The organism is Corynebacterium propinquum DSM 44285 (assembly GCF_000375525.1).
In the GTDB taxonomy this organism is placed as follows: Bacteria; Actinomycetota; Actinomycetes; order Mycobacteriales; family Mycobacteriaceae; genus Corynebacterium; species Corynebacterium propinquum.
The window spans coordinates 111,532-123,574 of the sequence record NZ_AQXC01000005.1 but is presented as its reverse complement, the minus strand read 5'-3'; the positions used below and the strand labels follow the sequence as shown (position 1 = coordinate 123,574).

Annotated in this window: 7 protein-coding genes; all 7 read left to right on the top strand. The window is 58.1% G+C overall.

Going from position 1 to position 12,043, the window contains the following annotated elements; all coding sequences use genetic code 11:
• The first annotated feature begins 90 nt into the window (after window positions 1-90).
• The 7 genes from B142_RS12910 to B142_RS0105945 all read left to right on the top strand — a co-directional run bounded on the left by B142_RS12910 (window position 91) and on the right by B142_RS0105945 (window position 11,987).
• On the top strand, window positions 91-3,030 hold the full coding sequence (locus B142_RS12910) for a choice-of-anchor M domain-containing protein (protein WP_026167887.1): 2,940 nt from the start codon (window positions 91-93) through the stop codon (window positions 3,028-3,030).
• A gap of 163 nt (window positions 3,031-3,193) precedes the next feature.
• Window positions 3,194-5,845 (top strand): choice-of-anchor M domain-containing protein, encoded by a 2,652-nt coding sequence (locus B142_RS0105970; protein ID WP_026167886.1) that lies wholly within the window; start codon window positions 3,194-3,196, stop codon window positions 5,843-5,845.
• A gap of 45 nt (window positions 5,846-5,890) precedes the next feature.
• Window positions 5,891-7,750 (top strand): TIGR03773 family transporter-associated surface protein, encoded by a 1,860-nt coding sequence (locus tag B142_RS0105965; RefSeq protein WP_018120637.1) that lies wholly within the window; start codon window positions 5,891-5,893, stop codon window positions 7,748-7,750.
• 31 nt (window positions 7,751-7,781) lie between these two features.
• Window positions 7,782-9,356, top strand: coding sequence for an anchored repeat ABC transporter, substrate-binding protein (locus B142_RS0105960; protein ID WP_018120636.1), 1,575 nt, complete (start codon window positions 7,782-7,784; stop codon window positions 9,354-9,356).
• Window positions 9,357-9,439: 83 nt separating this feature from the next.
• Window positions 9,440-10,357 (top strand): choice-of-anchor M domain-containing protein, encoded by a 918-nt coding sequence (locus tag B142_RS0105955; RefSeq protein WP_018120635.1) that lies wholly within the window; start codon window positions 9,440-9,442, stop codon window positions 10,355-10,357.
• Between the two features lie 2 nt (window positions 10,358-10,359).
• Window positions 10,360-11,088 (top strand): anchored repeat-type ABC transporter ATP-binding subunit, encoded by a 729-nt coding sequence (locus B142_RS0105950; protein ID WP_018120634.1) that lies wholly within the window; start codon window positions 10,360-10,362, stop codon window positions 11,086-11,088.
• Window positions 11,088-11,987 (top strand): anchored repeat-type ABC transporter permease subunit, encoded by a 900-nt coding sequence (locus B142_RS0105945; protein ID WP_018120633.1) that lies wholly within the window; start codon window positions 11,088-11,090, stop codon window positions 11,985-11,987. The genes B142_RS0105950 and B142_RS0105945 overlap by 1 nt, the downstream gene beginning before the upstream one ends.
• Window positions 11,988-12,043 lie beyond the last annotated feature (56 nt).

The following is a 12,043-nucleotide window of genomic DNA, read 5'->3' as shown; positions in this document are numbered from 1 at the left end:
TAGTTTTCAGTCTTGTTGCAAACTGTTTTCAGGTAGGCTATTTTTAACTGAACTCATTGGGAATGAGTTTCAATAAGAAAGGCTTTATAAGTGAAAACTACAGATTTCTCGCGTGCCGACGTGCGCGATCGGGGGCAGCGGCGGTTTATGGCGGCGGAGCGGCGTCGCCCGCGTATCCGCCTCGCAGTCGCATTAACTGCCGCGTTGAGCACCGCCTTTGTTGGGCTTCCTGCAGCTAGCGCAGGACCCGACGACGGTAAGCTCATTTTGACGGAGCGCCACATTGACTCGCCTTTTGTGGTTTCCGATAAAGCCGGTCACTACGACGTGCGCTCAAAGTATTCTGAGCGCGTCAATGGTGATTTTAGTGAAACAACTGCGGGTTTTGCGGAATCAGCATTGTGGATTGGCAAAGGTTGGCAGAACCCACAAACAAAGAAAGGATCGAAGTATCAGGTAACGCTGCCAGAAAACGACGATTTTAATTTTATCGGTAAGCCGGGGGAGACTTACGTGCAGGCCCCGAGCGTATCGTCGGGAAGCAATCACTCGCCCATCTGGTACGGGTACGGCGCTGAAGAAGAGTTGCCAGTTGCAGATATTCCGAGCGGGCGCGTGTCGCTGGACTTGCTCAGCGTCGATGGCCCTGGGGACATGGAGCAGTATAGGTATGATTCGAGCGGCAACTTTGGAGTGGTGCGACTCGTTGGCACAACGGATACTTCCCCGCACTCCATTTCTATTAAGCCCCATGAACACACCCACATCAACACGCTTTTCACGAAACCAGGGCGCTATGAGCTGACCTATCGTGTGAGCTCGTTGGACAAAGACGGCAAACTTACTACTTCGGCACCGCGTACGCAGGTGATTCAGGTGGGTGGGCAACGTCCACTAGATACGAAGACGGAATCGTTGGAGGATCGATACAATAAGGCTCCAGACGGAGATGCTGCCGCTGCACATTATCGCTTGAGCATCGCTCCAAAAACTGATCCACAGGCCGATGGTGACGATAAGCTTTCGACGATTGTTTTTGATGCCAATAATCCGAATGTTACGGGTACCGTGACGTTGTTCGTTGACGGTTACTTCCTGACTGATTTGCCGGTGAAAGATGGCAAAGCCACCTGGGATGAACAGTTGAGCCCAAAGCAGTCGGATATCCAGGCTGTCTTTACTCCGGATGCTGGCGCTGCTCATTCCGGGAATGCCGATGCAGAGGCCCCTGAAGAGTCGGTTGCTGCAACCGCGCCACGCTGGATTTCGGCCCCGTTGGCATACTCAGCAGGCGAGCGCAAAGAGACCACCAGCGCAGAAAAGTCGGATTCGCTGCCACAGGGAAATAACAAGCGGGACATGAATATTCCGCAAGCTGGCAGCACGCTGACTAGCAAAGACATCGATGTGCGTTATGTTCCTGGCGACGGGGAAACCGTCACTTATTACGTAGAGGCCAAGGACCCGAATTTTCAAGGCACATTTACTGGTGGCGTGTACAGCAAGTTGGAAGATGTTGAAAATAAGGGCTACCCAGAGTTGGGCATGGAAGGTGCCATTGTCAACGGTAAAGGCTATTTCACGATTCCGAAGAGCTATCAGCCTGGCCCAGGAGGCGTGCTGTATATCAACGTGATCCCGCATCCAGCCTATGGCTTGGCGGATGCTAAGGGGGTCATCACGGACAAATATGTCCCGAACCAAGAACATGTGGGCACCGTGCAGTTAGGGGATGGCCCTGCTGGGCAAGGACCGCAAGGTGAGAAGCCTGGAGACAATGGTGCTGGTTCGCAGCCTCCTGCGGATAGCGAAGCGGAGTCGCCAGACAGCCCAGAGACCACCCCGGAAACGACACCAGAGCCTTCACCAGGTGTTCCGGAAACTCCCCCGGAAACGACACCAGAGCCTTCACCAGGTGTTCCGGAAACTCCCCCGGAAACCACGCCAGGAGATAACGCTGCTCCACAGCAAGGGCGTGGGGTATGTGTCGGCAAGCATCTTTTGCATAGCGGTCACGTGGATATCCTGGCGAAACACCAAGGCAACGGCTTGGGCATCAGTTTGAAAGATGATACGCGAATCGTGGACAAGAAGAGTGTGGAGCGCCCATTGAATGATGTCGCACTCGTAGTCCGAGACAACACGAAGGAGAAGCGTCGTGATGCGCACCAAGGGGAGAAGTTCGACTTCCTTGGTAAGCAAGAGGACGGGTTTTATTACCTTCCGCAAGCTCAGCGCCCGGGGGTTATTTGGCCAGGATACAACACTGAGCATATCGATTTCGACAATATTGACGGCGCAGTATCGTTGAATTTGCAACCACGTGATGTACCAGAAGGTGCAACCTGGGGAACATTTATCGATGGACAACTGGGCGAGCTGCCGACGGTCTTGTCTGATTCAACCAAGAATGATCACTCGATTGAGTCAAGCTTTTCCTCGCACACCCACATCCACTGGGCATTTTCTAAACCCGGCGTCTACACCTTTGACGCGAGCTATAGCGCTAAGCATAAAGACGGCCATGAGATGAAGTCCGAGACCCAAGAGTTTGTCATTACGGTGGGCAACGAAGCTTTGGAGACCTGTAAGACACCGAAACCGGGAGCAGAGCAGGAAAGCAAGCCTGAGGGTAGCCCGGCTGAGCCCGCACCGGCACCTGGAAAACCAGGTGGCGAGTTAAAGCCTGAGGCGCCGAAAGATCCACAGCCGGGCAAACCTGCACCTGGAAAGCCCGGAAACCAAGACAAGCCAGGCAGTGGGAAACAGCCGGAAGCCCCGAAGAAACCGGAGAATCCTGCAAAGCCACAGCCACCGAAGCAGCCAGAAAAACAGCCGGACAATCAATCCAAGCCAGGCGGTTGGTCACTGCAAAACTTCTTCTCAAACTTCAACCCGGTGCACGTGCTAGCACCAGTGCTGGGCATCGTGTTCATCGCTCGGATGGTCGCGCTGTTTATGGAGCTGCAGCCGCAGGTTGCAAATTTCTTTGCGCAGGGCATCCCAGGGCTTCCGAAGTGGGGAAAGTAGGGAAGAGCTGAACGGCTTTCTCGACGTCTGGGGTCATTTCTCCACGATTCCTGTGTGACACACCGGGAACCTTAAGCCTTGTTGCAAACCACTTTCAGCTAGGGTATTTTGACACCATTGTTGAAAACGGAACCCATTAATAATAACGGAAGGCTTATGAGTTATGACCCCACAGCTTCGTCGCTCACGTGCGGCAGGGCGGCGTAGTCGCAATACTCGGTTGGTCATCGCTGTTACCGCGGCTCTCGGCACCACGTTCGCAGGGCTCCCAGCGGCAATCGCTGGGCCAGACGATGGGAAAAAGATTCTCACCAGAGAGCATATTGACGCTCCATACACTGTGCGAGACGACGCCGGGGTGTTCGACCTCTACGCGAAAAATGGCGAAGGCCCGCACAAGCTCTCGGAGTCGGCGGTGTGGGTCGGTAAGGGCTATAACAGTGACGGCGCTGATAAGAAGCAGCAGTATCAGTTCACTGTCGATGACAATGAACGTCTGCGATACCTTGGCAATCCAGGTAATACCTACGTGTATTCGCCAGAAACGCCATTGGGAGGCCGACAAGACCCAGCATGGCTTGGTTATGGTGCAGAAAAAGACTTAAACGTCGACGATATGCTGAACGGCCGGGTCTCGTTAGACCTGTTGTCAGTGGATGGACCGGGTGAGGTAGAACAGCTGCAGTACAGGCCCGGACACTCAATCGATGTCTTGCGCCTTTTGGGTACTAGCGCATCGTCGCCACGTTCTATTTCGATTGAGCCCGGCGAGCACAACCACATCGGAACCGTATTTACTAAACCCGGACGATATGAGCTGAAGTTTCAAACCAGCGGTCTGCGCAAAGACGGCACTTATGTGGCCTCCGAACCACGAACTATGGTGATTCAGGCGGGCGGCCAACAGCCGAAGGCTGAGGCCACGAAGCCTTTACAGGAACGTTACAATCAGGCGCGCACAGCAAATCTTGCAGAGGCCAATTATCGTTTAAGCGTTGCGAAAAAAGCGGACCCGACTGTCGACGGTGATGACAAACTTTCTACTATTTCTTTCGACGCCGGAAATCCGGAGCTTTCGGGCACCGTGACATTATTCGTCGACGGCTATTTCCTGACCGACCTTGAGGTTGAAAACGGTAAAGCCTCCTGGGATGAATTGTTGAGCGCCCAAGAATCCAATATCCAAGCGGTGTTTACCCCGGATGATGAAACTTCTGCGCACTGGATTTCTGCACCGTTAGCATATTCCGCAGGCCAGGCTGGGGTAGAAACCACCTCGGAAAATCATGCGGAGCAACTGCCCAAGGGCAATAACCTGCGGACCTTCAACTTCCCGGCACCGAATACTGCGATCACGAACGATGAGGTCACCGTGAAATACGTCCCCGGTGCCAATGGGGTCGGAGAAATCGTCGTCGAGGCGAAAGATCCGCAGCTGCAGGGGCTGATTACGGGTGGCATCTATGAAAATGAAGAATGGTTGGAAAAAGGCGCCTCAGACCGAGACTTGGCGGGTACCTTTAAGGACGGCAAAGGCACACTTCGGTTTGAAGACGGGCACTTGCCGGAAAACGCGATTCTGAAAGTTGATGTCATTCCGCATGCTGGATTTGGCCGTAAGGCTGCGTCCGGAATTGTCACAGACAAATTCAATGCCGGAACCAGCACCGAGGCGACCTTCCGTTTGGGTGAGATTGATGGCTCTGTGAAACCAGAGCTGCAAAGATCAGGACACGGCGATGGCGGTACCGATAACTCGGGTGCGGAAAAACCTGGTGCGCAACAGCAGAAACCGCCGAAGAACAACGAGCAGCAGGGCAGTGGTGAGCACGCTGGGCACGCAGTGTGTGAAAACAAGATCATGCTCAATCGCGGCCATGTCGATATCTTGGGCAAACGCACCAAAGATGGCCTCGACATTGCGTTGAAAGACGATACCCGGATTGCCGCGGATAAATCCGTGGAGCGTTCCTTGAACGATGTTGCTTTTGCGATCCGTGATAACGCGAAACGGAAGCGTCCTGAACATTTGAGCGACGAGAAGTATAACTTCATTGGCGAGAAAGACAGTGAGTTTTACTATTTGCCGCAGGCTCAGGACAAAGCCGTCTTGTGGCCGGGATATAACACCGAAGCCATTCCGGTGCAGGACGAATTCGACGGCCCGGTATCTCTGAACCTAGTTCCACGTGAAACACCGGAAAACTCCAGCTGGGGTGTGTTCATCGATAAGGGGTCTTTCGGAGGCGATCATGAGATTCTTGCCGACTCCACCAAACAGGATTATTCGATTGAATCTCATTACTCGGCGCACACCCATGTGCACTGGGCTTTCTCTAATCCGGGAATCTACACCTTCGACGTCAGCTACAGCGGCACGACAAAAGAGGGCCAGGAACTGAAATCCGAGAGCCAAGAACTCGTCGTCGCAGTTGGTGACGAGGTTCTGGAGACCTGTAAAACCAGCCCTGCGCCAAACCCGAATAAGCCACACGAACCGGGTAACCCGAGCCAGCCAAACCCGAACCAACCAAACGACCCAGGCCAGCAAAGCCCTGGCGATGGACAATCCGGCAACCACAATGAGCAGAACGAGCAGAAAAAGCCCAAGCCTGAAGCGCCCAAGGACCCAGGTAACCAATCCAAGCCGGGCGACTCATCGCCGCAGGGCTTTTTCTCCAAGTTCAACCCCGTCCATCTGTTGGCACCACTGCTGGGCGGTGTGTTCATCGCCCGCATGGTTGCACTGTTCATGGAGCTACAACCGCAGGTGTTTAACTTCATCACTGACCGTTTCCCGCAGCTAAAAAACTAAACCCACCACCCCCCCAGATTCCATCTCCCCGGAAAGTAACCGCACATGACCGCATTGCACACTGTGTCGCCACGGCCAGCACGCACATACTCCGCGCTGCTGACAGCCTTGGTGCTGTGCTGGGTAGCCGCATTCGCCCCCACCGCGCTAGCCCAAACCTTCGACCGTGGACACGTCGACGTTTTCTACGTCACCTCACACGGCGGAGAACTGTCGCTGTCGATGAAAGAAGACATCACCGGCGGCGGAGTACAACGACCTGGCGACGACGTCGTCCTGCACGTCAGTGACGCCGCCTGGTCAGAAGCTACAGCAGGCGTCGATGGCATTGGCCAAGCGACGTACTTCCTGCCCCAATCACAAAACCACGACGTCATCTGGCCGGGCTGGGACACCCAACCGATTGCTGCCGACGGATACCAAGCCGTGGACTTCAATTTCCAAGACGTCTCCGGCCCGGGCGAGGTCTACATCTTCGAAACCGAAGGCTTCGGGGGCATCAAATCCGTCACCAACGATGGCTCCTACAACCTGCGCACCGGCTCGGTCATCAACCAGCCATACCCCGCACACAAGCACATCAACTGGGCATTTACCCACCCGGGCACCTACCAGATGACGGTGTATGCCAGCGCCAACGGACAATCCAGTAACGCGGTGACCTACACCTGGCAGGTCGGCGGCGAAGCCGGGGATGCACCAGCACCTGCAGCACCAGGCGGCCACGGTGGAGGACAAGCCGGTGGACACGGCGGCCACGCAGGCAACCAACCTGGCGCCCCAGCACCACAGGGTGGCGGGGGAGCAGCCCCAGGGCCACGCGCCGGTGGCGCGCATGTGGGCCCAGCACCGAAATCCGCTCCACCAGCCGGTGCTTCCGGCGGTTCGGCGTCGGCAAGCACTTCCGGCGGCGGCAACGCACAATGCACCCCAGGTCTGCAGCCACAAATCAAAGACGACACCACCAGCCCGCCGCAATGGCGCCCAGCACAAGGGGCGACGTTCTACCTATCGTCGAATGCCGAGGTGAACCTGCCGAGCACCGTCGGCACCGTGCCGGAAGGAAAAGCCTGGATGATCGGCGCCACGCAGGTCGCAGGCGTGCCGTGGCTAGGCGCTAATACGCAGCACCAATCAATGCACGAGCACCTGGCATCTGCCGTGCGCTGGGACATCACCGGCTTTAGCGGACCAGGCCCAATGACCGTGTACTCGCAAGGCCAACTGGGCCAGATCGTGGGTGAAGAATGGTTCCGCGCTGCAGGTGGCGGATACCAGGGCAGCAAAGCCATCCCACGAAACACCCACGTGCACCCAAACTGGGTCTTCGGCGCGCCGGGCCGCTATCAGGTGAACATCACCCAGTCCGCGCAGCTCAACAACGGCAAGAAAGTTTCCGGCAACGCCACGCTGAACTTCGTCGTCGGTGGCAGCAACCCGGGTGGTGCCTTTAGCGACGGCCACTTCGACTTGGGTGCGGTAGTCAACCCCGATGGTGGCGAATGCGCTGGTGCCGGCATCGCCGGTGGTGGGGCAGCAGGTAGCGCTGGTGGTGGTGCCGACGCGGACCTAGCCGCCACCGAGGGCTTAAGTGAAGAACAACTCGCGGCCCAAGGGTTGGCTGCCGACGGCACCCCGCTGGGCAATGGTTTTTCTTCCACGTTGGCCGGGCAAGACTCCAAGCTGTTCAATATCGCGGCCATCGTGCTGGGCCTTGGCCTGCTGTTCCTGGGCGTGGCAGCTGCGCATTTCGCAATAAAGAAATCGAAAGCTGAGGGCGACGACGCAAGCCCAGAAAGCGCAGATGGCGCAGATGGCGATCCGAAAGCGCAAACGGCGACGACCGGCACGCAACCACCCCAGCCGCCACAACCGCCGCAGACCGCAATGATCCCGCAGGTATAAAACCACAGACGAACGTGCAGAAAGATTGAGTATGAAACACCGCCGCGAAACCACATTCGCGCAGCGCACAGGCATTGCGCAGTGGTCTGGCGCCCGAAAACTGGGCTACGGCCTGGTAGCAGCGTTGGTGCTGACAGCGACGGCCGGGGGAGCATATGCGTTCAGTGGTGCGTCGGCAAGCGCCCAAGGACAGGGAAGCCAGGCGCACGGAAGCCACACCCAGGCAGCTGGCAATGCCGAACCGAGGCTGCGGGTCGTGGCCACCACGCCGATCCTGGCGGATCTAGTCTCCCAGGTTGCTGGGGACGACGCGCAGGTCACCACGCTCATCCCACCCGGCAAGGACCCGCACGATTTCGAACCCAGCCTGCGCACGGTTCGCGAAGTCGCCTATGCCGACCTGGCCTTCGCCAACGGTTTGTTGCTGGAACCACCAGCGCTGGCCGAAACTTTGCGCGAATCCACCGCGGGGGAAGTCGTCGACGTCGCAGATCTTGCGCCATCGTATGGGGCAGAGCTGATCCCGTTGGTGGAAAATATCGCTCTTGATGCCGTGTGGCTGGGCTTGCGCGTGCAAGGGGCGCAGGAGGCGAACTCGGTGAAGTTCACCATGACTGATGCCCAAGGCCCGGGTGATGTCTCGGCGTATATCGTTTCCACCTTCGGCACCCCGGAACCCATTTTCCCGTCTGATTCCGGCATTGATTTGCCTGCCAACGCCCACACGCACGTGTCCTGGGCGTTTAGCGAACCTGGCATCTATAAGCTCACCTTCGCCGCTGCCGGACAGCCGGGCGAAGAGGCCACCGAGGAACAAACCATCACCGTCGCCGTCGGCGTGAACCCAGAGGAAGGCGCGCACGTCATCGACTCCGGCCACGTGGATATCACCGCAGATCTTGCCGACGGCACCATCGCGCTGCGCGACCACGACGCGAGCTTCGACCCAAATACCACCGTGCTCGCGATCCCGTCGTCGACCCTGCAGCCCATCCCACCGGACCCGGCCTACCGCTTTTTGGGGCGCCCCGGCCAGGAGACCTATCTGTTGCCGCAAGCGGTGTTGGGCAAGCACTTGCACGGGGAGATCGACCCGCACCTGTGGCACAACACCCGCAATGCGCGGGCGTACGTGGAGGTCATTGCCGAGCAGATGGCCAAAGCCGACCCGTCCAATGGCCACCGCTACCAGCAGCGCGCCGCCGAATATAACCAGCAGGTACAGCTTGTCGACGACGAACTGCACGCTGCGTACGACGCGATTCCGGAACACCGCCGACACTTGGTCACCACCCACCACGGCTACACCTATTTGGAGCAGGGATACGGGATTAATATCGCCGGTTTTGTTACCCCGAATGCCTCGATCGAGCCATCCCCGCGCGATGTGATCGCACTGCAGCGCACCTTGGAAAACCTGGATATCCCGGCGGTGTTCGTCGAACCGAATGCTGCTGCTTCCACCTCCACGTTGGAAGAAACCGCGCGCCGGGCCGGGGCAGAGGTGTGCACGATTTACGGCGACAGCCTGGACGAACACGTGCCGACGTACCTGGATCTGATGCGGTTTAATGCGAATGAGATCAACCGATGTTTAAGCCCCTAAGTCTGCAGATCCGGTGCGGCCGCGCCGGGGCAACACTGCGATGACTGCAGAAATAACCACAGAAATAACGAAAAGGAACTCCCATGAATACTCACAACACACCTCGCACAACCACACCTCGCACAACCACCCTGCGCACCCGCGCCGCAGGCCTGGCACTAGCGGCTGCAACTGGGTTGAGCGCAGGATTTTTCCCGGCAGCACAGCCAGCTGCGACCGCGCAGGGAAGCGACCTATCCCAGGTGGTTACCGGCGATGAAGCGATCGCCCCGGAAGGCGAGAAGGTGGTCGTCGAAGCCGGACACATTGATATTGGTGCGATGGTAATCGACGGGGAACTCCAGATCTTGGCCCGCGATGACCGCAGCCAGCCGCCAGTGTGGCGCCATCTGGACGATATGGTGTTCCAGCTGCGGGAAAACTCGGTGCAAACACTACCGGACAACGATGACTTCTCTTTCGTGGGCGCTGGCGCGAATGAGCCGGCCTACGTGGTGCCGCAGACGGAAATCGTCGACGTTCCGTGGCTGGGTTGGAACACCCAAGCACCAGCGTTGACAGAGAACGTACAAAACGGTGTGAACATGGACTTTGTCGGCCATAGCGGCCCAGGTGAGTTCGCGCTGTTCCTACAAAACGGCGGCTTCGAAGCCCCGGACGTGCTGTGGTCGACGGCAGAAGGCAAGGATGATGACTTCTTCGTCGAGCTGCACACCCACACCCACGCGAACTGGACGTTTACGGATCCGGGCGTGCACCAGGTGGGCTTGCAGATTTCTGCCACCACCCATGACGGGCAGGAACTTTCCGCGCGGGAGGCAGTAACTTTCGCGGTAGGCGAGGGCACTGACCCCGCCGAAGCCCATAACGCCGTTTTTGACTGGGACAATGCCTCGACGGGCTCGTCTGGGTTCCAGGTGTCTTGGTTGCTGGTCGGCGGAATAGTGCTTGTCGTCGTGTTGGTCGGCGTCGGCGTGGCTAGCCGCGGAAAGAAGAAATAAGCATGCAACCGCTGATTACCGTCGATAAGCTGCAGGTTTTCCTGGGCGGGCGGAAGGTGATCACCGATGCCTGCATAGAGATCGGCCACGGTGAGTTCATTGGACTGCTTGGCCCCAATGGTGCGGGCAAGACGACGTTTATGCGTTCGATCCTCGGGTTGGTGCCGGTGAAAAGTGGCGCGATCACCGTGGATGCCTCGATTGGTTATGTGCCGCAACGCCACGATGTCGCCTGGGAGTTTCCCTGGAGCGTGCGCAAGACGGTGCTGTCTGGCCGGACTGGAATCATCGGGTGGTTCCGGCGTCCGCGTCGGCACGATCACCAGGCCGTCGATGCCGCGCTGCAGTTGACGAATCTGGCGGATCTCGCGGACCGGCCCATCGCGGAGCTTTCGGGTGGGCAGCGTCAGCGTGTGTTGTTGGCGCGCGCTTTGGCTACTCAGCCGGAGGTGTTGTTTTTGGATGAGCCGTTTACCGGACTGGATGCGCCGAATACGGAGGGCCTGTTGGAGTTGTTTGAGCAGTTGAGTGGGCAGGGCACGAGCATCGTCATGTCCAGCCATAACTTGGCTGAAGCGGTGCATACCTGTCATCGCGTGGTGTTGTTTAACAAGGGGATTGTGGCCGACGGGCCTGCCGGCGAGATCCGCGCGAATCCGCAGATCTGGTCGCAGACCTTCTCCGTCGCCCCGAGCTCGCCACTGCTCTCTGCGATTGGGGTGGGTGTCTAATGCCTAATTCTGTGATTTCCTTTCCGGAGTTCCTGATGGATCTCGCGAACCCACAGCTGGATTTCCTGGCGCGCGCGGTCGCGATTTCCGTGATCGCCGCGATCACCTGCGCCGTCGTCGGTTGTTATGTGGTGTTGCGCGGCATGGCCTTCATTGGTGATGCGGTCTCGCACGCGGTATTTCCGGGCCTGACCATTGCATTCGCCCTGCAGGTTTCCGTTCTGTTGGGCGGCGCTGTGGCCGGGGCGGTGGTTGCGATCCTGATCGCGTTGTTCTCGCAGCGGCAAAACGTCCGGGAAGATTCCGTGATCGGCATCTTTTTCGCTGCTTCCTTCGCGATAGGCATGGTGATCATCTCCCGCACCGAGGGGTATACCGCCTCGTTGAGCAGCTTCCTCTTCGGATCGCTCACCGGCGTCTCCAGCACGGATGTGTGGTTGGCCTTGGCTGTGTCCGTGCTGGTCTTGGCGACGATCGTCGTCATCGGCCCCCAGCTCAACGTCACGTGCCTGGACCGCGAAACCGCCCGCGCGATGAACATCCCGGTGTTGCTGATGGACATCGTGCTGTACCTGGCTGTCACCGCAGCCGTGGTGATCTCGGTGGGCACCGTCGGCAATATTTTGGTGCTCGCCCTGCTGATTGCACCACCGGCCACCGCCCGCCTGATTACCTCAAACTTGACGACGATGATGGTGCTTTCCGCGACCTTCGGCGCGTTGGGGAGCTTCTTCGGGTTGTATATCGCCTGGGCATTTGATCTTCCGGCGGGCGCCAGCATCGTGTTGTTGCTCTCGGTCTGGTTCCTGGTGGTCTGGGCGCTGATGCCGTCGATCAGAACTCTGCAGACCACCAGGGCCGCGCGGGCGAGCAGACAGCCAGCCGCCGAAACCACATAAAGCCCGATCAATCTCAGACAAACTTCATACCGCACAATTTATCGCCACGAAAACCA

What these genes read in the sequence shown, in the direction of transcription:
- B142_RS0105970 (WP_026167886.1), top strand. Translation starts at nt 3,194, where the DNA reads ATGACCCCACAGCTTCGTCGCTCACGTGCGGCAGGGCGGCGTAGTCGC.
- B142_RS0105965 (WP_018120637.1), top strand. Translation starts at nt 5,891, where the DNA reads ATGACCGCATTGCACACTGTGTCGCCACGGCCAGCACGCACATACTCC.
- B142_RS0105960 (WP_018120636.1), top strand. Translation starts at nt 7,782, where the DNA reads ATGAAACACCGCCGCGAAACCACATTCGCGCAGCGCACAGGCATTGCG.
- B142_RS0105955 (WP_018120635.1), top strand. Translation starts at nt 9,440, where the DNA reads ATGAATACTCACAACACACCTCGCACAACCACACCTCGCACAACCACC.
- B142_RS0105950 (WP_018120634.1), top strand. Translation starts at nt 10,360, where the DNA reads ATGCAACCGCTGATTACCGTCGATAAGCTGCAGGTTTTCCTGGGCGGG.
- B142_RS0105945 (WP_018120633.1), top strand. Translation starts at nt 11,088, where the DNA reads ATGCCTAATTCTGTGATTTCCTTTCCGGAGTTCCTGATGGATCTCGCG.